The sequence below is a fragment of the Aeromonas sp. CA23 genome (assembly GCF_002587065.1).
GTDB classification, from domain to species: domain Bacteria; phylum Pseudomonadota; class Gammaproteobacteria; order Enterobacterales; family Aeromonadaceae; genus Aeromonas; species Aeromonas bestiarum.
Genome location: NZ_CP023818.1, coordinates 3731580 through 3751156, shown reverse-complemented (window position 1 = coordinate 3751156; position 19577 = coordinate 3731580). Strand labels below are relative to the sequence as shown.

Here is a 19577-nt window from a genome sequence, read left to right as displayed (position 1 = left end):
GAGCAGGGGTGATGAGTCAGGCGGGACAATCGAAATAACGGGCAAAAAAAAGGCGGGAATTCCCGCCTTTTTGTATTTCTTGCAAATGCTGCTTATTCGCAGGCAACCTGCATCACCTTGATGGCCAGGCCACCACGGGAGGTTTCACGGTACTTGGAGTCCATGTCCTTGCCGGTGATGTACATGGTTTCGATGACCTTGTCCAGGGAGACGCGCGGCTTGGAGGTGCGACGCAGGGCCATGCGGGAGGCGTTGACCGCCTTCATGGCCGCGATGGCGTTGCGCTCGATGCAGGGCACCTGCACCTGGCCGGCAACCGGATCACAGGTCAGACCCAGGTTGTGCTCCATGCCGATTTCGGCGGCTTCACACACGTGCTCCGGGCTGCCGCCCATCAGTTCGGTCAGACCCGCGGCGGCCATGGAGCAGGAGACACCCACTTCACCCTGGCAACCCACTTCGGCACCCGAGATGGAGGCATTCATCTTGTAGAGCATGCCCACGGCACCGGCGGCCAGATAGAAACGGGTGTACTCGTCGCGACCCACTGGCTGGATGAACTTGTCGTAGTAGGCCAGCACGGCCGGGATGATGCCGGCGGCGCCGTTGGTCGGGGCGGTTACCACGCGGCCACCGGCGGCGTTCTCTTCACTCACCGCCAGGGCAAACATGTTCACCCAGTCGATGATGTTCATCGGATCGTTGGAGAGATTCTCGTTGGTGGTCAGCTGACGGTAGAGGGGCGCCGCACGACGGGGCACACGCAGCGGGCCGGCCAGCACACCTTCGGTGCGGCAACCACGCTCGATCCCTTCGCGCATTGTGTTCCAGATCTTGCCGAGCTTCTTGTAGATCTCTTCCGGGGTGTTGAAGCACTTCTCGTTCTCCAGCATCAGGGTGGAGATGGAGAGGCCGGTCTGGCTGCAGTGGGCGATCAGCTCAGCCGCGCTCTTGAACGGGTAGCTGACGGACATGTCGCCGCTGTCGGCCTTGCCGAAGTTCTCTTCGTCGACGATGAAACCACCACCGATGGAGTAGTAGGTCTTGCTGTAGACGGCCTGATCTTCGACCAGCGCGGTCAGCTTCATGCCGTTCTCGTGCAGCGGCAGGGCTTCGTCATGGAATACCATGGCATCGCGCGGGAAGCTGACGGTGTGGCAGTGCAGGCCGATCGGCAGGCGGCCGGTCTGCTCTACGCGGGAGATGAATTCAGGGATGGCGTCGATATCGACGTTTTCCGGCAGGTTACCCGCCAGACCCATGATGATAGCGGTATCGGTGTGATGACCTTTACCGGTCCAGGAGAGTGAGCCGTAGACATCGACCTGGATCCGGGTGATGTCACGGATCTTGCCGCCTGCACGCAGTTCATCCACGAACTGTTTGGCAGCCTTCATCGGGCCGACAGTGTGGGAAGAGGAGGGGCCAACACCGATTTTGAAGATATCAAAAACGCTGATCATGTAACAATTACCTCAGGATAGAAGGGGGCGCCATGCCCACTCGCAGAAACGGGGTGATCCATGGGACGAGGGCGTCGTCGCCGAGGTCAATGAACCAGATAACCGCAGTGTAACGGTTCAAAGCCTAAAAAAAGTTGAAATAGATCTATTTTTGTTGAATCAGAGACGCGAGTATAAAATTTATTTTGATGCTTATCCATTTTGTTAAGCGTTTGCCCATAAAAATACCCGGCCAGGCCGGGTATAGGGGGACAAAGTGGAGTCAATTGGCTGTTTTTAACATTCTGTAATGTTAACCGCCAGGCCGCCGCGGGCGGTTTCCTTGTACTTGGTCTTCATGTCGTTGCCGGTTTCCCACATGGTCTTGATCACCTTGTCCAGGGATACCTTGTGCTCGCCCGTGCCGCGCAAGGCCAGGCGGGCGGCATTGATGGCCTTGACCGCGCCCATGGCGTTGCGCTCTATGCAGGGCACCTGCACCAGCCCGCCCACAGGGTCGCAGGTGAGGCCCAGGTTGTGCTCCATGCCTATCTCGGCGGCATTCTCGACGATGGCGGGGCTGCCCCCCAGGATCTCGGTCAGGGCGCCGGCGGCCATGGAGCAGGCGACACCCACTTCCCCCTGGCAGCCCACTTCGGCCCCCGACAGCGAGGCGTTCTTCTTATATAGGATGCCGATGGCGGCGGCGGTGAGGAAGTAGCTCAGCAGCAGCTCATCATCCACCTTGCGCACGAAGCGATCATAGTAGTGCAGCACGGCGGGAATGATGCCGGCGGCGCCGTTGGTGGGGGCTGTCACCACCCGGCCTCCGGCGGCGTTCTCTTCGTTGACGGCCAGCGCAAACAGGTCCACCCACTCGATCACCATCAGGGGATCCTTGTTGAAGTTGGTCTCGCAACTGAGCTGACGGTGGAGGGCCGGAGCCCGGCGTTTCACTTTGAGGCCGCCGGGCAGCACACCCTCACTGCGACAGCCGCGCTCGACACAGGCCTGCATCGCCTGCCAGATCTTGCGCAGTCCCGCTTTTATCTCCTGTTCGCTGCGAAACACCTTCTCGTTGGCCAGCATGAGCCCCGAGATGGAGAGACCGCTCTCCTGACAGTGGGCCAGCAGCTGGGCGCCGCTCTCGAACGGGTAGGGAATGGGGTGGGCGGCATCGAAGCGGGCCGCCTCTTCCTTGGCGTTGGCGAAGTGGCTCTCTTCTATGATGAAGCCGCCACCGACCGAGTAGTAGGTCTGCTCGAACAGCAGGGCGCCGCTGGCGAAGGCCCGCAGCGTCATGCCGTTGGAGTGGGCGGGCAGTGTCTTGCGGCGATTGAAGATGATGGCGCCGCTGCGGGCGAACTGGCATGGCTGCTCGCCGGCCAGCAGCAGCGACTGGTTGCGATCCACCTCGCCGAGGAAGGCGGGAATGGCCTCTATGTCCACCGATTCCGGTTCAAAGCCGGCCAGCCCCAGAATGATGGCCTTGCCGGTGCCGTGACCCTTGCCGGTCTGACCGAGGGAGCCGTAGCACTCCACTTCTACCCGTTCGATCCTGGGTAGCAGATCCTGCCGCTTGAGCTCTTTGACAAAGGCGCAGGAGGCCCGCATCGGCCCCACTGTGTGGGAAGAAGAAGGGCCGATCCCGATGGAAAACAGGTCGAAGACACTGATCATGACACCACTCCGATTATGGGTTTTGTCTAAACATTGTAATTTTTTTGTAGTCGATGGAAAGCGGGGAAGCTGAGGCGTGTGATGGCGGCATACAAATGAGTGGCTGGCAGCGGGCAATAAAGGTTGGAATGAGCGTGGACATCAAAGAGAAGGAGCGAGACTTGGGCTCGCTCCCCGGCACTGTTCAGCCACTCATCTGTGTTCGGTCGCTCAGTCGAGGAACTCGCACAGATAGGCGGTGGGGGTCTTCACCTCCAGCTTGAAGGAGGAGTGGCCCGCCACGTCGAAGGATTGGCCCTGGCTGTAGGTATGCCATTCATCTTCATCGGCCAGCTGTATGGTGAGGGCTCCCTTGACCACAGTCATCCGCTCGGGGGCGGCGGTATTGAACTGGTAGTCGCCCGCATCCATCACACCGACTGTGGCTTTGTCGCCTTTTTGCTCGAAAGCGATGGATTTTACATTTCCGTCAAAATATTCGTTAATTTTCAGCATGTTTTCATCCCTGTATGCATGTTTGCACAGCAAAAGTAGCACAATGTTTTGCCAGTTGTCATGAACAAAGCGGCAAAAATCGCCATGACCCTTTTGAATCAACACTTTGTTGCAAACTTATCAATAACTCCCGTTAACGATCCGGCGATTTAAAACAGCAGATAAATATGAGATAAAGCGCGCGCTCAGGGGAATGAACAGAGGTTCTTCCCCTGTCTGGTTAATTGCACTGGGAAAGTGTGAATATCTGCTAATTAAAGGAACATTCTGTGTTAACAAAAGGACTCATCAAGAACGTTGGCTTCCAGGTGGTGGTAGCCATGGTGCTGGGAGCACTGGTGGGGGCGTTCATGGGTGAACAAGCCACCGTTTTTGCGCCGCTCGGCACCCTCTTTATCCAGCTGATCAAGATGCTGGTGATCCCGCTGGTGGCCGTCGCCATACTGTCGGGTGCGGCCAACCTGGGCGCCAGCCCGGCGGCGGGCAAGATAGGGGTCACCACCCTGATCTTCTTCCTCGGTACCTCTGCGCTGGCCGTGCTGCTGGCGCTGGTCATGGGGCAAATCTTCAAACCGGGCGTCGGGGTCGAGTTTGGCTCCATGGCCTCCATGTTCTCCGGTGACTACGCCGACAAGGGCGCCTTGCCGGATGCGGTGTCGACCCTGCTCGGCATGATCCCGACCAACGTGTTCCAGGCACTGAACGAGGCCAATATTTTGCAGATCCTGGTGTTCTGCATGTTCCTCGGCATCGCGCTGGCCAAGCAGCCTCGCGAGCGCGCCAAGCCGCTGGTGGACGGGCTCAACACCCTGGTGGATGCCTTCGTCTGGATGATCAACAAGGTGATGTTGATAGCACCGCTCGGGGTGTTCGGTCTGATGGCCGAGGCCATAGGTACCTACGGCTTCGACGTGCTGACCCTGGTGCTCAAGCTGTTCCTGGTCTATCTGGCCGCCATCCTGATCTTCGCCTTCGTGGTCTATCCGCTGCTGATCGCGATCTTCTCCAACACCCCGGTGCGCAAGTACCTGTCGGCGATGAAGAAACCGCAGATCGTCGCCTTCTCTACCGCTTCTTCCATGGCGACCCTGCCGGTCAACATGGAAACCTGCGAGCAGGATTTGAAGGTGACCAACGCCACGGCGTCCTTCGTGCTGCCGCTTGGCGCCACCATCAACATGAGCGGCAACGCCATCTATTACGGTCTGGTCGCCATCTTCTTCGCCCAGGTCTACAACATAGATCTCTCCATGGGTGCCTGGGCCGCCATCATAGTGACCGCGACCCTGGGGGCCATTGGTCAGGCCGGTGTGCCGGGCCCGAGCTTCCTGGTGGTGGCCGTGCTGCTGGCTGCCGGGATCCCAATCGAGGGCTTGCCGCTGCTGTTTGCACTGGATCGCCTGTTCGACATGATCCGTACCGCCCTGAACATCACGGGAGATGCGGCCTGCGCCATTATCGTCGACCGCTACAGCCCGGATTACGATCCGGATCGCTGGAGCAAGGAAGCCTGAGAGCAGGCTCACTGCCATGAATGACAAGAGGGAGGCGCAAGCCTCCCTCTTTTTATTTTCATCGGGCCGGGATTGTCGCCCCTCCCTTGCCGACTCAGGGGGTCAGCTGGCCCAGCGCCTGCTGGCAACGCTGCTCGGCGGCATCGAGTTCCAGCGGGGCCTGCGGGCCCCTCTCTTTATGACGGCTGACAGGGACTCATCGCAGTTGGGTCAGTGCCTGCTGGCAACGCTGCTCGGCGGCGTCGAGTTCCAGCAGCACCATCTTGATGTCTTCCAGCTGCTGCTCCAGCATCTCCCGCTTGTCGGCCACCAGTCCCAGCATGGTCTGCAGCTGGGTTCGGCTGCTCTTGTCCGCATCGTAGAGATCGAACAGATCACGGATATCCGCCAGGCTGAAGCCGAGGCGCTTGCCGCGCAGGGTCAGCTTGAGCCGCACTCTGTCCTGACGACTGTAGATCCGGGTCTGTCCCTGACGGGCCGGATTCAAAAGTCCCTGATCTTCATAAAAACGAATACTTCGGGTCGTAACATCAAATTCACGGGCCAGTTCGCTGATGCTGTAGGTCCGCGTGTCATCCTTGGATTTGGTCATACGGCTGTCTTGGCTGCCATCTTGGTTGTCAATGCAGGCTGGCACCTTACCCAAACGTCAACTGCCCCGCAAGTCTTGTTCCTGCTGCGGTGGCAGCATATGTTATGTCTATGTAACAAGGAGAGTGCAATTGATGGATATAGTGATTGTTGCGGCCAAACGTACCCCCATGGGGGCCTTTCAGGGGGCCCTGGCCAACCAGACTGCCCCCGAGCTGGGTGCTTGTGCCATCGCCGCCGCCATGGCGCAGGCCGGGCTCAGAGGCGATCAAGTCGATGAAGCCTATCTGGGCAATGTGCTCAGCGCCGGGGTGGGGCAGGCGCCCGCCCGTCAAGCCGTGCTGAAGGCCGGCTTGCCGGACAGCGTGCCCTGCACCACGGTCAACAAGGTGTGTGGCTCCGGCATGAAGGCGGTGATGCTGGCGGCAGACGGCTTGCGCCTCGGTGACACTAACATAGTGATCGCCGGAGGGATGGAGAGCATGAGTCGCGCGCCCTATCTGCTCGACAAGGCGCGCAGCGGTTTTCGGATGGGGCATCAGAGCGTGCTCGATCACATGTTCCTCGATGGCTTGCAGGATGCCTATGAAGGCCAGCTGATGGGCCACTATGCCCAGCTGAGCGCCGATCGCGCCGGACTGACCCGCGCCGACATGGACGCTTTTGCCATCGCCTCGCTCGAGCGGGCCCTGGCGGCGCAGCAGAGTGGCGCCTTCAAGGCCGAGCTGGCGCCCGTGATGGCCGGGGATACCCTGCTGCTCGCCGAGGATGAACAGCCTGCCAAGGCCAGGCCCGAGAAGATCCCCCATCTGAAACCGGCATTCAGCAAGACCGGCACCATCACGGCGGCCAACGCCAGCTCCATCTCGGATGGGGCGGCGGCGTTGATCCTGATGCGGGCCGAGACGGCGGCGCAACTGGGCCTGCCGGTGCTGGCCCATCTGGTGGGTTATCAGAGCCATGCCGCAGCGCCTGCCGAGTTTACCAGTGCACCGGTCGGTGCCATCCACTGCCTGCTGGACAAGGTGGGCTGGCGAGTGGAAGAGGTGGACCTGTTCGAGATCAATGAGGCGTTTGCCATGGTCAGCCTGCTGGCGATGGCGGGCTGCAAGCTGCCCCATGACAAGGTGAACGTGAACGGCGGGGCCTGCGCGCTGGGTCATCCCCTGGGGGCGAGCGGTGCCCGGATCCTGGTCACCCTCATTCATGCGTTGCGCGCGCGCGGCCTGAAACGGGGAGTGGCTAGCCTGTGTATCGGTGGGGGAGAGGCGACGGCGGTTGCCCTCGAGCTGGGTTAATCCGTGTCCGCCATGGCCTGGAGTTGCTGGTTGACCCAGGCCGTGGCGGCCAGATAGAGCTGACTGACCTTCTCTTCATTGAGCCCGAGCCGGGCCGTTCTGGCGGTGATGCGCTGCCAGTTCGCACTCTCATAATCCTCACAGAACGAGAGATAAAACCCCAGGTTGCCCTTGCGTTCCAGCAGGGCGACCCGGATCTCCTCGATCAGGGGAATGGTGCCGAGCAGCTTGTCCATCGGCTGTTCCATCAGCACATCCAGCAGCGAGAACAAGCCTGTGATGAAGGCTTGCTGTGCCTGCTGGGTAGGGGCATGGGCGTGGGCCAGCAGCTCGCAGAAACGGGCCCGGATCATGGACATCTGATAGAGCTCGGCGCTCTTGCCATGGCCCGCACTGGTGGCGGCAACCAGGGTCACGAAGCGTTTGAGCTGGGCGTGGCCAAGATAGACGGCGGCCTGGCGAAAGGAGGAGATGGGGTTGGCGTGGCTCTTCAGGTGGTTGACGTAACGCAGCAGCTTGAGCGACAGGGAGATGTCCTGACTCAGCAGTTGCTCGATGCGATTGAGGTCGGGTTCCTCCTGATTGACCACGTTGAGCAGTTGCATCACCACCACCTGGGCGGGCTCCATGGTGGCCTGTTTCACCATCTCGGGCCGGCTGAAGAAGAAGCCCTGGAACAGATCGATACCGAGCCGTTTTGCCCGCTCGAACTCCGCCTTGTCTTCCACCTTCTCCGCCAGATAGGTGAGCTTCAGATGTTTATGCTGCTGGATGAACATCTTGATCCGCAACAGTGAGGTGGCGCGCAGATCGAACTTGATGATGTGGATATAGGGCAGGAAGCGCTCCCACTCGTCCGACATGGTGAAGTCGTCCAGCGCCAGCTGATAACCCAGCTCATGCAACTGCTGCACCTTGGCCAGCAGGGCATCATCGGGATCGGCATCCTCTAGGATCTCGATCACCACCTTTTCTTGTGGCAGGCACTCGGCCAGCCCCTCCAGCAACAGGGAGTGGGGGAAGTTGATGAAGCAGGGACGGCCACCGAGCAGCTGATCTATGTTCTGTTGCAGGAACTGCTCGACCACCAGTCTGGCTGTGGCTTGTTGAGAGGAGATCACCGGAAAGACATTATTCAGACTGTCGCGAAACAGCAGCTCATAGGCGTGGGTATTCAACTCCCGATCCAGGATGGGCTGCCTTGCTACGTATGAATACATGCATCTCTCCAGTGTGGGTACTGGATTGATTTTATTGTGAAGATGCGCACTATGCCAGTGCTGCCGGGCCGGAAACGGTCAATAACTGGCATAGTGCTTGTATGGGAGGAGGATCTGCCCCGGCTTGGACTAGAAGAGGTAATTCAACTGCAGGCCAGCCAGCCAGGCATCCCCTTCCGAGGTACCCTGGAAGGTGGAAGTAGTCTGCGGGATCCCGGGTTTCAGCTGCATGGTTTCGGTCACATCCACCTTCTTGCCATCGATCAGGGTCAGGCCCAGATCCAGCGAGAGGTTGCGGTCGATCTGGTAACCCACCCCGGCGCTGTACCAGACCCGATCAGAGTCAGGGATGGAGATGGTGCGGCGATCCGCCGGCACCGGACTGCGGTCATAGGCCAGGCCGGAGCGCAGTTGCCATTGCGGCGCCAGCTGATAGGTCAGGCCCAGGGCGTAGCGCCAGCTGTCTTCCCAGTGCTCGTCCTTGATATGCATGACACCGTGGTGGTCGAGCTCGGATTCGAGCTGCACGAACTTGCTCCAGTTGGTCCAGTTGATGCTTGAATGCAGCGCCAGGCTGGGTGTCAGCTGGTGAAACAGCGCCAGTTCGGCGGTGGCGGGCAGGGGCAGTTCCAGGCTGCCGGTATCGGTAAAGGGCTGACCATTTTGATCGATGCCGATGGCATCGCCAGAAAGCTTCAGGGTCACGTCGTGGCGGTAGGAGAGGCCGATACGCGTCGCATCAGACAGCTCCAGCAGGGTGCCCAGGTTCCAGCCCATGGCCCAGCCATCTCCCTTCAGGTGCTTGGCGATCTTGTTGTTGGAGGGGAAGGTACCGCCCACTTCTCCTTCCCCCTGAATGGCGGAGAGGCCGGCACCGACGGACCAGGCACGGTTGATGCGATAGGCCAGCGAGGCCCCCAGATCCAGGGTCTTGATGTCGGAGACATTGCCGAAGTGACCGGCATTGTAATTGTCCGGCATCTCGACGCCGAGGCCGTAGTAGGAGGTTGCCGCCAGCCCCAGTCGCCACTGGTCGTTGAGCGGCACTATCAGATAGGCATTCGGTACCCAGGCATCATCGGCAATGTCGTGGGCACTCGCATCCAGCGTGACGGGTCCCATGGCGGTGGGCACCCGGGTGATCCCTTCGATGTTGACATCGGGGCGCACATAGATGAAGCCGCCGGAGAAGGCCATGCGATCGAAACGGGTCATGGCGGCGGCGTTGCGGGAGAGCACGCTGGCATTGTCGGCGATGGCGGCCTCGCCTGCGAAGGCGCGGCCCATGCCGGTGGCGGATTGTTCAGCCAGCTGGAAACCTGCCGCCTGGGCCTGGCTTGACAGCACCAGCAGGGCGATGAGAGACGGCTTCATGATGGAGTGCATTGAATGGTCCTTGAAAGTGAACTCGGCGTTCAATCTGTCTTATGGTTGGGTGCAGGATTTTATATGGTATGACCAGTAAGGCAACGGCAGGGGAGCCGTGGGGAGAAAAACAAGATTAAATGCTGAGAGATAGGGCGCTAATAGCTTGATAAAAAAGGAAAAGCGTACAACTGTTTGCTACATCTGTACGCTGAAAATGGAATTTTGCATAAAAAAAGAGCGCCCGCAGGCGCTCTTGTCGATAGGCAGATGATCAGAATTTCATGTTGAACTGAGCGGAGGCGAGGAAGGCGTTGCCGTGGGAGGTACCCTTCCAGCGCAGCGCTTCATTGCTTTCGACCAGCTTCTCGTTGACGTCAACTTTCTTGCCGTCCAGATAGGCCATGCCGAAATCGACGCTCATGTCCTTGTCGATGTGGTAGGTGGCACCGGCGCTGTACCATACGCGGTCGGAATCCGGGATGCTCAGGCTGCGATATTCCGGCTCGATCGGGGTCTTGTCGTAGGCGAAGCCGATACGCGCTTCCCATGATGGGTTGACGTACCAGGTACCGCCCAGAGAGTAACGGGTGGAGTCCTTGAACTTCTCCGGCTTGTACAGGCAGACGCCAGCACCGTCGGTGCTCTTGCACTGGTCACTGGTGGCCTTGAGCTCCTGGAAGGCGCTCCAGTCGGTCCAGTTGACGGAGTAGTGAACGGCAAATTGCTGGTTCAGACGGTGGTAACCGGCGAACTCGGCCTGGGCTGGCAGATCCAGCGGCAGTTCGCCACTGACGGTCTTGAAGCCGGAGGAGGTGCCCTGATAGTCACCCTTGAACTTCAGATCTACCTGGGAGCGATAGGTCAGGGCGAAACGGTTGTTCTCGTTCACCTCATACATGGTGCCCACGTTCCAGCCGTAACCCCAGTCATCTCCTTTCAGGTGGCTGACGATGGTGTCCTTGCCGATACCCGGCACGCCACTCAGCGGCGGTACGGCGGCCAGTACACCGGCGCGGCGGTTCAATTCAGCCTTGGCATACACCAGGTTCAGACCGGCACCGACGCTGAAGTGCTGGTTGACGCGGTAGGCGATGTTCGGGTTGATGTTGAAGGTCAGCAGTTCTGTGTTGCCGGCAACTGAGCCCCCGTTGAAGTTGTCGGAGTACTCGGTGGCCAGACCGTAGTTGGAGAACATGCCGATGCCCCAGGCCCACTGGTCGTTCAGCGGCTGGATGAAGTAGGTAGCAGGCACGAAGGCGCTCGGTGCGATACCGCTTTCGCTGGCGCTTGCCAACTTGGTGGAGCCGGCATAGATATCACCATTTACATCCACGTCCGGCTTGATATAGGTGCCGGAGACGGAGAGTGCCATCTTGTCAAAGCGGGTCATGGCTGCCGGGTTGCGGGACAACACGGAGGCGTTGTCCGCCACGGCGGCTTCCCCTGCATACGCGCGACCCAGACCGGAGGCTGAGTGTTCGTTCAACTGGAACGCGGCGGCGAAGGTTTGGGTACTGGCCAGGGTGACGGCGGCAGCGATCAGGCTCTTTTTGAAAAAGGCAGTTGTCATAGTGTTCTCTCTTGTAGGCAGATTTTCTGTCAGCATCAGGGCTTTTTTGCCACCGTATACGACAAGATCTGTTGTTATTTCAGCTTCTTCCCATTCAATTCTGGCGTGATTCTATGGATCTGGTAGGAGGTAAGAAATCAGACCAGTGACAGCAGAATACATAAAAGTGTCTATTGTGTTAATCATTTGTTTTAACTTGGCGTTTAAATAGTCTCTTTTGCCACTTATTGAGTGAAATCTGAGCGTTAAGGATGATCTGCGTCACAAAAATAATTTTGACCATTTGCGGTGATTGGGCGGCAAATGAGTGAGGATTGTGGTGGGAATGGAGAGGAACGGGCAGACAACCGGATTGTCTGCCCGTGTAGTTGACTCTATGCGGTGCGAGTCAGGATTGGGTTAACCCCTGTTAAATCGACCAGTGCAGACGGGATTCCAGCGCCTGCGCCACCGGATCCAGCGGCTCCTGCATGTCGCCGATCAACACCATGTTGGCCCCCTTGAGTTGCACTATCTCCCCTTTGAGCTGGCCATCTTCGAAAGTGGGCTGCAGGGTGAGCGGCACATGCTTGGGCACCAGGAACAGGGTCACGGGCCCCATCTTGCCCTGGAACACCATGTGCAGCGCCGGTCCCTGGTAGAAGGCACAGTGATTGACGTAGGTGACCTTAAGGCCCTGCATGCCCATCAGGGTGGCGCCGTATTTCTCCATCTTGGCGTTGATGGTGCGCAGGCTCACCTTCTCATCTACATCCTTGATGAAGGGTTCCTCACCGTAGACGTGGGCCATGGCGACCTGGGCGAGGGAGAGTTCAGCGGGCGGTGTCAGCGGCCAGCTGAGCCAGCGGGTGCTCATGCCGAGCAGGAAGGCGACCGAAGCGGCCATGGCCAGCGGACGCCATTGGCTGCGCGGGCGCACCGGCAGGGGAACCCGGCTTTCCTGTTCGGCCTCCAGCGCCTGTCTGAGCAGGATGCGCTCGGCCAGCCCGGCCGGTACCTCGACCTCCAGCGCCTGATGCAGGCGACGATCCAGTTGCTTCATCTCGTCCAGATGCTTGCGATTGGCGGGGGAGGCCTGCGCCGCGTCGACAAAAGCGGGATCATGCTCCAGCGGATGGGCGATGGCCCGACGGCGAAATTCCAGCTCATCCATTGGTGTGTCCTCTCTGTTGTGTCGCTGACTCCATGGCCTCTTTGATCTGGTTGCGGGCCCGAAACAGGCGAGTCATGACGGTGTTCTTGTTCAATCCCAGTTGCGCCGCTATCTCGTCGCCGCTGAAGCCCCCCAGCACCTGTAGCAGCAGGGGCTCCTGATACTCGGCGGGCAGGCGGGCTATGTGGCGTCTGAGCCACTCGTTCTCCATCTCCTGCTCGTTGTGCAAGGCATCCGGATCGCTTTGGGGATGCTCGTCGAGATCGATGAGATCGAACTGCTTGCGCTCGAACCTGCGGGCATTTTCCCGTCTCAATATGGTGATGAGCCAGGCCTTGGCGGCCTTGTCATCGAGCAGCGAGTCTATGCCCTTCCAGGCGCGCAGAAAGGTCTCCTGCACCAGATCCTCCGCCACCTGCGGATCCCGGCACAGCCAGTAGGCGTAGCGATAAATGTCCCCGTGCAGGGCATGCACCAGGGCTTCGTATTTGGTCTGTTTGTCTGCCATGTCTCCATAGACCGGGGAAGCCGTGGGATCCTTTCCGACCGTGGCACCTTTTTTTCTGAAAAAACCTAACGCCATCGCTGGGCTTCCTTTTTATATGAGGGTCCTCAAGGGTCAGTGACCCAGGCGGGCCAGTTGCCTGAGGCCATAGGCTATCGCAAAAGTTTCATACGCGCATAGCGGGCCGGCGAGCCCTTGCCATGGGCGCTGACGGTCGGCGGGGGTGGCCTGGGTGGCAAAACAGGCGCGATCCAGCGCGGCGAGTCCGGCGGCAAGCGCGGGGGCATGGCGACAGGGCAAGCCGCTGAGGTGCGCATGGCGCCGTGGCCAGCGCAGACTGGCCCATGCCAGCAGGGCCGCTCTGGCGTGGTTTGCATCCTCGCGCCGCAATGCCCGCTGCAAGCGATAGAAGGTGTGCCAGCGTGGCCACCCTTGCCAGAGGGCCCGCAGCAGCAGGGCCCAGATCACCCAGTGAAGGCTCTCATGGCTTGGGTCGGTGAAGGCTTCCTGTGCCTGTGCGCCCGCCTCTATGCGCAGCGGGGTGGCGGGCAGGCGGGCATATTCGATGCGCCCGCTCCGGGTGTTGAACCAGGGCAGGGTGATGGCCGGCAGCAGGTAGTCGCCTGGCGCCGTGGCCGTCAGAGCCTGGCGCCACTGGCGCTCGAAGCGCAGCGCCCCCTTGGCGAGAAAGCGCTCCTGCTGCTGTTCCCCATCCGGTCTTGCCTGCATGCCGGCGGGCAGGGCTGCGGGCCCGGTGAGCCCGGGCAGGGTGAGCCGGTTGCCATCACCGCCCTCCATCACCAGCGTCAGGGTGCGGATCACAGGCTCGCCCTCCCTGGCGCCCGAGGCCGGGCTCAATTGCTGACTCAGAGTCAGCTCGCTGGCCACGGGTTGCTGCGGCGGCTGATCGATTTTCACAAACAGGGTGGCCGCTCTGGCCGAGAGGGGGTCACTGGTGCCGTTATCCTGGGGCAGGCGGCCCTGAAAGCGCGGCGACACCAGCGGATGCAGCCCGGGCTCCCTGGCCTGCAGCAGCCAGTTGCGGGTCAGCCGACCCGGCAATCCCGCCCCCGCCGGAGCCTGCCACTGATCGTTGCCTCCCCCCCCCCCCCCCCCCCCCCCCCCCCCCCCCCCCCCCTAGGCGGCGGATGGTGAAAGCGTCGCTGGCCGGCTCTGTGAGGTTGGGGGCCTCCATGTTGGCGGGCAACCAGAGGCTGAGCTGATAGATGAAGGGCTGGCCCGGATAGAGCGGCCCCTGATGCAGCACCCTGGCCTGCAGCTCTATGGGGGAGATGGGCTGGCTGGGTTGGGCCGCCAGCGTGCCCGCCTGGCTGCGCTTTGGCAGGGGCAAGGCCGGGGTCTGCTCCGGCCCAAGTGACAGGGAGGGTACGACCCCGGGGCCCGTATCCAGAGTGTGCAGCGGGATCTGCCAGCGGGTCAGGCTGTGCACGGGAGTGGTGACCCGGCTCATGGTCACCTTGCCCACCGCGAACTGGCGCAGCAGGGGGGCAATGGCGAGTTCGTTGCCCTGGCGTTCCCCGTCCGCCTCTATGATCAGCAGCCAGTCACGGCTGTCGGCCCCCGGCAACAGCTCGGCCCTGGGCGGCGCGGCCAGGGCCGGGGTTGACAGCAGGCAGAGCAGCAGCCAGCAAGACAGCCCATGCAGCAGAGGATTGATCTTCACCAGGTGTCATCCCCTTTCAGCGCTGAAGGCCAGGCGCCTTTTACCTCTTCCTTGAGCTGCTGGCGACGCTGGGCCTCCTTGCGCAGCCGCTGCTCCAGCAGCACCACAGGGGGGGCTGGCGGCAGCGGCGCGTCCGGGGTGGCGGCCTGCTCGGGGGCGTCGATGGGCTTGGGATCCTGCGCTGCCGAGCTGGCCTGGGGCGGCTCGGCCCGCAGCAGGGCGAGGTTGTAGAGCGCATCCTGGTGGCCCGGCTCCAACGCCAGCGCCGCCAGATAGGCTTGCTCGGCGGCAACCAGATCCCCGAGCTGCACCAGCGCATTGCCCCGGTTGTAGTGGGCGGTGGCACTGCTCGCACTGGCGTAGGCGGCGATGGCCCGGGCGTAGTCACCGGCTCTGTACCAGGCATTCCCCTGCCAGACGGGGTCCTGGAAGCGGCGAGCCGCCGCCAGATAGTGCCCCTGCTGGAATGCTTGCCAGGCCTGGCTCTCCTGTGCGGATAACACGGCGGCTGGGCTGGCCTGCGAGGGAGGTGGGGTGAAAAGACCCGCGCCTGCGACCAGCAGAAGCAGCCAGAGCGTGCCGACGCGGGCCAGCAGGGCCAGCGGCAGCAGGGGCAGCAGCAACCAGGGGCCGAGATCTCGCGACTGATGGGCGGTCAGCGTCTGGCTCATGGGCAGGGGCGCAAAGCGTGGCAGCCCGGCCTGCAGCCATTGCAACTGACCGCCAAGCTCGCTGGCAAGTTGCTGCATGGTCGCCACATCGGGGGCGGGCAGCTCGCGGCCGAAGGGGGCGCCAACGCCTTGCACCTCGCTGGCGGCGGGCGGCAGCCTGCTGCTCTTGCCGCCGTTGGCGAGCAATATGTCGAGGCGGGGTGCCGCCTGTTCATGACAAAACAGGCTGCCCTGGCAGGGCCAGAGCGCTCGGATCCGGTCCGCCTGCCTCGCCGAGATACCGTCGGTAACCAGCAGCAGGCGTGCCTGCTGGCCCGGGGGGATCTGGCCGAGCGCCAGCGCCACGGCGCGCTCGGGCGCGCTCCCTTGTCTGGGCATGATGGTCGGGCGCAGGTCGGGCAACAGCAGCGCCATGGCCTGGTGATCCCGGGTGGCGGGCATGGCGAGGTAGGCATCGCCGGCAAACAGTATGAGGGCGATGGGGCGCCCCTCCTGGCTCGGACGGGCCTCGGCCAGCATATCCTGCAGCAGCACCCTCACCCGGGTGGCCCTGTCCGGCAGCAGATCGGTGGCTAGCATGGAGCGGGAGAGATCCAGCAACCAGATGTCGAGGGCCGGCGTCGGTATGGCCTGGCTCTGCTGGCGCAGGGCGGGGCCGCTGAGGGCCAGTATGACGGGCAGGCCCGCCAGCCAGAGCCAGGGTAGGGTACGGCGCCGGCCCGGCAGCAGGTAGGCCTGCATGGCGGGGGCGAGCAGCTGTGGCTGGCGGCGGCGACGCCAGCCCTGCCACAGCCAGGGCAGCAGGGCCAGCAGCCAGAGCGGGCGCAACAGGATCAGCTCCATGACGGCCATGCCTGGCAGAGGGGCTTAATCATGAGCCCGGCCTCGTGGCGGTCGCGAGCGCAGACGCAAGGAGTGGGGCCAGCGCAGCCGGGCGGGCCAGCTCAGCAGCAGCCAGGCCAGTGCCAGCGGCCAGGGGTAGAGCTCCACGTTTGGCCGATAGCGGGTGTGGGGCGTGGCGATGGGCTCCAGGGTATCCAGGGTCTGGTTGATGGCAGCGAGATCGCTTTGGGTGCGGGCGCGGAAATAGCGGCCATGGCCCACCTTGGCCAGCTGTTGCAGCAGGGCCTCGTCCAGCTCGGCGCTGGGATCGCTCTGCGCCGGAGCTAGTGCCGGGGACAGTGCCTCGGCAAAGGTATCGGGATCGGCCCCCACCCCCAGGGTATAGAGGGTCATGCCGCTGGCGGCGGCCCGTTTGGCCTCGCTCAGGGGATCGGCGCTGCCTGCGGTGTTGCGACCATCTGTGACCAGCAGCAGGGCGGTAGGACGCTTGGGGTCGGCGTGCTGGCGGGCCAGCAGTATGGCTTCTCCCAGCGCCGTGGTGCGGCCCACCAGATCGAAGTCCAGCTCGCGGGCCAGGGTGAGCAGGGCCTGGGTCTCCTGGGTCAGGGGCGAGAGCAGGTAGGCGTGATCGGCGAAGACGATGAGGGCGATGCGATCGCCGGGGCGCGCCTGGATCAGCTGACTTATCTGCTGGCGCACCGCACTGAGCCTGTCCCGCTGCTCCCCCTCATCCAGCATGTCCTGGGTGCGCATGCTGTCGGAGAGATCCACCGCCAGGATCAGATCCCGGCTGCTCTGGTAGCTGACGATGGGCGGCTCCTGCCATTGGGGACGGCACAGCGCCAGCACCAGGGCGCACCAGCACAGCGCCATGCGCCACAGTGGCTGGCCGGCATGGGCACGCAACAGAGGAAAGCCGTCGTGTGCCAGCGCAGCGCCGCTGTGCGGGCCGGTTGAACGTGGTGGCAGGCCGAAGCGCACCAGGAGTGGCAGCGCCAGGGCCAGCGCAAACCAGGGCCAGGCGAGGATCATGACGAGCTCCTGATGCGCAGGCGCGTCAGGCCCTGTTGCCAGCGGCGTCTGAATGCGATCACCCCAGGTGGCAGGCAGCAGCAGGCTCGCCCCCAGCTGAGGTAGGCGCGGCGCAGCGCCTCGCACTGGCGGGCATCCGGTATCCCCTGGCCGTAGAGCCAGTGTGGCCAGAGGGTCGCAAATTCACGAAACTGGCTGCCGCCCTGCCTGTCCAGAAACGCGAGCCAGGCTTCTCCTTGCAAGGTGCGCGCCTCGGGCCAGCGGCCAAGGGCGGCCTCGCGCAGCACTGCCTGCAATCTGGGCACCAGCTCGGGCGCCTCCCAGTCGATTTGTCGCTGCCAGCGGCGATAGCGCAGCAGGCTGAGCAGGGCTGCACCGATCAGCGCCCCCATCAGCAGCATGATCAGCAGCGCCCACCAGCCCTGAAGGCGGGGATCCGCTGCCTGGGTCAACATGGGACCAGGATGGATATCGTGCAGCTGCGCAGCCAGCGCAGACATGGGGGGCGCGCTTGAGACGGCGGCGAGCAGGCTCAGAACTGGCGACATGCACCCTCCTGCCACTGACGTTGCAGCGGCTGGCCGTTGTCGAGCCGGTAGAGACGCTGCACCAGCGGCAGCAGTTGCTGATGGCACTGCCTGGCCAGCCGCTCGGCCGCCCGCTGGTAGCGGTGGGCAAAGCCGGGCTGAGTGGCATCGAGCCAGCCGTGCTGTCTGCCCGCCTGCACCGCCAGCCGTCCCTGCGCAGGCAGGCCTGCCTCCAGTGGATCCCGGATCTGCCAGCAGTGGATGTCGTGGCGGCGACCGAGCAGTTGCAACTGCTGGCGGAGGGCCTCATCGCAGGGCTGGTGATCCGTGATGATCGTCAATCTGGCGCCGTGGGGCAGGGTGAGCCGAGCCAGAGTCCGGGCCAGCGAGTGCGGCAGGGGCGCGCGATCCAGCCCCTTGTCGTAGTGGTGGCAGAGGGTCTCCAGCAAGGGTACCAGGGAGCCGCGCTGGGGCTGGACATGGCACTCAACGCCGTGGCAGATCAGGGTGTTGGCCTGTTTCTCCCCCTGCCACAAGAGGGCCGCTGCCAGCTCGCAGCCCAGGCGGGCCTTGAGTTGCAGCTGTGAGCCGAAGTACATGGCGGGGGAGAGATCGAGCAGCAGCCAGTGGGCCTGATCCTGCTCCTCGCTGTAGAGCCTTGTGTAGGGGCGACCGAGCCGGGCTGTGACCCGCCAGTCGATGTGGCGCACCTCATCTCCCGCCTGATAGGCGCGCAGCTCGCGAAAGGTGAGCCCCGGCATGCGGCCAAGCCTGCCCTGCTGGGCCGGTTGGACCCGCGCCCTCGGCCCCTGTCTCGCCCACAGTCGGATGGCCAGCAACTGGGCCAGGGTGAGGGCAATAGCGGGATGCGCGCGGGGATCCGGCTGAGGAGTCAAGGGCACGGTATCGCGTCCAGCAGCTGGGCGATCAGGGTGTCGTTGTCCAGGTTGTCTGCCAGCGCCTGATAACTGGGAATGAGGCGGTGGCGCAGTATGGCCGGCGCCAGCTGTTGTATGTCCTCCGGCAGCACGAAGTCCCGTCCGGCGAGCCAGGCCTGGGCGCGGGCGGCGCGGGCCAGGCCTATGCTGGCCCTGGGGCTGGCACCCACGGCGATGAGGGGTTCAAGCTCGGGGCACAGGCCGCTGCCCGGGCGGGTGGCGCACACCAGCTGCACCAGATAGTGTTCGAGCCGCCCCTGCATCTGCACTGCCTGTACCGCCGAGCGGGCCGCCAGCAGGTCGGCCTGGCTCAGGGTGACCGGCGGTGGCGTCAACTGCTCGCCCCGGGCGTTGAGCTGCAAGATGGCCAGCTCCATGGCGGGGCTGGGGTAATCCACCAGCAGCTTGAGCAGGAAGCGGTCGAGTTGGGCCTCCGGCAGCGGGTAGGTCCCCTCCTGTTCTATCGGATTTTGCGTGGCCGCCACCATAAACAGCGGTGGCAGGCGCCAGCTCTTCTTGCCCACCGTGATCTGGTGCTCGGCCATGGCCTCCAGCAGCGCGGATTGCACCTTGGCGGGGGCCCGGTTGATCTCGTCCGCCAGCACCAGGTGGTTGAACAATGGGCCGGGCTGGAACACGAAGCTCGCATCCTGGGGATGGAACACCTCGCTGCCGGTGAGATCGGCAGGCAAGAGGTCGGGGGTAAACTGGATGCGGGCGAAGCGCCCCTCCACGGCACCGGCCAGCGCCTTGACGGCGCGGGTCTTGGCAAGACCGGGGGCCCCTTCGATTAACACATGTCCTTCACATAGCAGGGCGATCAGCAGCCCCTCTATCAGTGCTCCCTGTCCCAGAATCTGACTGCCAAGATAGTCCCCAAGCGCTCTGAACTCGGCCGCTGCCATGTGATGAACCCGTTGTTTTTATGGAGGTTGATCTTTTTATACTCCAGTTGGCCCCCGAGGGCGAGGGAGGGGGCAAAGATGGGGGCAATTTAGTTTCAATCAGCCGTATGAAATTTGTGAGTGGATTGTTAAGATGTGGCC

16 protein-coding genes and 1 pseudogene are annotated in these 19577 nt (G+C 62.6%); 2 read left to right on the top strand and 15 right to left on the bottom strand.

Annotated features, from left to right (window positions below):
• Nucleotides 1–92: 92 nt before the first annotated feature.
• From CK910_RS17355 to ppnP, 3 genes are all read right to left on the bottom strand, one after another.
• Nucleotides 93–1463 (bottom strand): L-serine ammonia-lyase, encoded by a 1371-nt coding sequence (locus CK910_RS17355; RefSeq protein ID WP_043138795.1) that lies wholly within the window; start codon nt 1461–1463, stop codon nt 93–95.
• Between the two features lie 276 nt (nt 1464–1739).
• On the bottom strand, nt 1740–3122 hold the full coding sequence (locus tag CK910_RS17345) for an L-serine ammonia-lyase (protein ID WP_065402345.1): 1383 nt from the start codon (nt 3120–3122) through the stop codon (nt 1740–1742).
• Nucleotides 3123–3332: 210 nt separating this feature from the next.
• The gene (gene ppnP / locus CK910_RS17340) at nt 3333–3617 is read right to left on the bottom strand and encodes a pyrimidine/purine nucleoside phosphorylase (protein WP_172955351.1); all 285 of its coding nucleotides are present in this window, start codon (nt 3615–3617) and stop codon (nt 3333–3335) included.
• A 269-nt stretch (nt 3618–3886) separates the two neighbouring features.
• Between ppnP and CK910_RS17335 the strand changes: the two genes are divergently transcribed.
• Complete coding sequence (locus tag CK910_RS17335) at nt 3887–5131, top strand: dicarboxylate/amino acid:cation symporter (RefSeq protein WP_098984132.1); 1245 nt, start codon at nt 3887–3889, stop codon at nt 5129–5131.
• A 196-nt stretch (nt 5132–5327) separates the two neighbouring features.
• Here CK910_RS17335 and CK910_RS17330 read toward each other — a convergent pair whose 3' ends face one another.
• Nucleotides 5328–5723, bottom strand: coding sequence for a MerR family transcriptional regulator (locus tag CK910_RS17330; RefSeq protein ID WP_043137723.1), 396 nt, complete (start codon nt 5721–5723; stop codon nt 5328–5330).
• 133 nt (nt 5724–5856) lie between these two features.
• Between CK910_RS17330 and CK910_RS17325 the strand changes: the two genes are divergently transcribed.
• Nucleotides 5857–7020, top strand: a complete 1164-nt coding sequence (locus tag CK910_RS17325) for a thiolase family protein (RefSeq protein WP_098984131.1) — start codon at nt 5857–5859, stop codon at nt 7018–7020.
• Here the strand turns inward: CK910_RS17325 and CK910_RS17320 are convergent.
• The 11 genes and pseudogenes from CK910_RS17320 to CK910_RS17270 form a co-directional block, all read right to left on the bottom strand.
• Complete coding sequence (locus CK910_RS17320; protein WP_098984130.1) at nt 7017–8240, bottom strand: EAL and HDOD domain-containing protein; 1224 nt, start codon at nt 8238–8240, stop codon at nt 7017–7019. The genes CK910_RS17325 and CK910_RS17320 overlap by 4 nt on opposite strands.
• A gap of 129 nt (nt 8241–8369) precedes the next feature.
• Nucleotides 8370–9626, bottom strand: a complete 1257-nt coding sequence (locus CK910_RS17315; protein ID WP_098984129.1) for an outer membrane protein transport protein — start codon at nt 9624–9626, stop codon at nt 8370–8372.
• A gap of 253 nt (nt 9627–9879) precedes the next feature.
• Nucleotides 9880–11178: an outer membrane protein transport protein gene (locus CK910_RS17310; protein WP_098984128.1), complete on the bottom strand. Its 1299-nt coding sequence runs from the start codon at nt 11176–11178 to the stop codon at nt 9880–9882.
• A gap of 409 nt (nt 11179–11587) precedes the next feature.
• A complete protein-coding gene (locus CK910_RS17305) occupies nt 11588–12331 on the bottom strand; it encodes a DUF3379 domain-containing protein (protein ID WP_043555599.1) in 744 nt (247 codons plus the stop codon).
• Nucleotides 12324–12914, bottom strand: a complete 591-nt coding sequence (locus tag CK910_RS17300) for a sigma-70 family RNA polymerase sigma factor (protein WP_084214051.1) — start codon at nt 12912–12914, stop codon at nt 12324–12326. Before CK910_RS17300 ends, CK910_RS17305 begins: the two co-directional genes overlap by 8 nt.
• 36 nt (nt 12915–12950) lie before the next feature.
• Nucleotides 12951–14523, bottom strand: a pseudogene (locus CK910_RS17295) (BatD family protein).
• Nucleotides 14517–16034, bottom strand: a complete 1518-nt coding sequence (locus CK910_RS17290) for a VWA domain-containing protein (RefSeq protein WP_098985140.1) — start codon at nt 16032–16034, stop codon at nt 14517–14519. Before CK910_RS17290 ends, CK910_RS17295 begins: the two are co-directional and overlap by 7 nt.
• 24 nt (nt 16035–16058) lie before the next feature.
• A complete protein-coding gene (locus CK910_RS17285) occupies nt 16059–17066 on the bottom strand; it encodes a VWA domain-containing protein (RefSeq protein ID WP_098984127.1) in 1008 nt (335 codons plus the stop codon).
• Nucleotides 17063–17614: a DUF4381 domain-containing protein gene (locus CK910_RS17280; protein ID WP_098984126.1), complete on the bottom strand. Its 552-nt coding sequence runs from the start codon at nt 17612–17614 to the stop codon at nt 17063–17065. Before CK910_RS17280 ends, CK910_RS17285 begins: the two co-directional genes overlap by 4 nt.
• Nucleotides 17599–18489, bottom strand: a complete 891-nt coding sequence (locus CK910_RS17275; protein WP_172955441.1) for a DUF58 domain-containing protein — start codon at nt 18487–18489, stop codon at nt 17599–17601. Before CK910_RS17275 ends, CK910_RS17280 begins: the two co-directional genes overlap by 16 nt.
• On the bottom strand, nt 18486–19436 hold the full coding sequence (locus CK910_RS17270) for an AAA family ATPase (protein WP_043555607.1): 951 nt from the start codon (nt 19434–19436) through the stop codon (nt 18486–18488). Before CK910_RS17270 ends, CK910_RS17275 begins: the two co-directional genes overlap by 4 nt.
• Nucleotides 19437–19577: the final 141 nt, after the last annotated feature.

What these genes read in the sequence shown, in the direction of transcription:
- CK910_RS17355 (WP_043138795.1), bottom strand. Translation starts at nt 1,463, where the DNA reads ATGATCAGCGTTTTTGATATCTTCAAAATCGGTGTTGGCCCCTCCTCT.
- CK910_RS17345 (WP_065402345.1), bottom strand. Translation starts at nt 3,122, where the DNA reads ATGATCAGTGTCTTCGACCTGTTTTCCATCGGGATCGGCCCTTCTTCT.
- ppnP (WP_172955351.1), bottom strand. Translation starts at nt 3,617, where the DNA reads ATGCTGAAAATTAACGAATATTTTGACGGAAATGTAAAATCCATCGCT.
- CK910_RS17330 (WP_043137723.1), bottom strand. Translation starts at nt 5,723, where the DNA reads ATGACCAAATCCAAGGATGACACGCGGACCTACAGCATCAGCGAACTG.
- CK910_RS17325 (WP_098984131.1), top strand. Translation starts at nt 5,857, where the DNA reads ATGGATATAGTGATTGTTGCGGCCAAACGTACCCCCATGGGGGCCTTT.
- CK910_RS17320 (WP_098984130.1), bottom strand. Translation starts at nt 8,240, where the DNA reads ATGTATTCATACGTAGCAAGGCAGCCCATCCTGGATCGGGAGTTGAAT.
- CK910_RS17315 (WP_098984129.1), bottom strand. Translation starts at nt 9,626, where the DNA reads ATGCACTCCATCATGAAGCCGTCTCTCATCGCCCTGCTGGTGCTGTCA.
- CK910_RS17310 (WP_098984128.1), bottom strand. Translation starts at nt 11,178, where the DNA reads ATGACAACTGCCTTTTTCAAAAAGAGCCTGATCGCTGCCGCCGTCACC.
- CK910_RS17305 (WP_043555599.1), bottom strand. Translation starts at nt 12,331, where the DNA reads ATGGATGAGCTGGAATTTCGCCGTCGGGCCATCGCCCATCCGCTGGAG.
- CK910_RS17300 (WP_084214051.1), bottom strand. Translation starts at nt 12,914, where the DNA reads ATGGCGTTAGGTTTTTTCAGAAAAAAAGGTGCCACGGTCGGAAAGGAT.
- CK910_RS17290 (WP_098985140.1), bottom strand. Translation starts at nt 16,034, where the DNA reads ATGGAGCTGATCCTGTTGCGCCCGCTCTGGCTGCTGGCCCTGCTGCCC.
- CK910_RS17285 (WP_098984127.1), bottom strand. Translation starts at nt 17,066, where the DNA reads ATGATCCTCGCCTGGCCCTGGTTTGCGCTGGCCCTGGCGCTGCCACTC.
- CK910_RS17280 (WP_098984126.1), bottom strand. Translation starts at nt 17,614, where the DNA reads ATGTCGCCAGTTCTGAGCCTGCTCGCCGCCGTCTCAAGCGCGCCCCCC.
- CK910_RS17270 (WP_043555607.1), bottom strand. Translation starts at nt 19,436, where the DNA reads ATGGCAGCGGCCGAGTTCAGAGCGCTTGGGGACTATCTTGGCAGTCAG.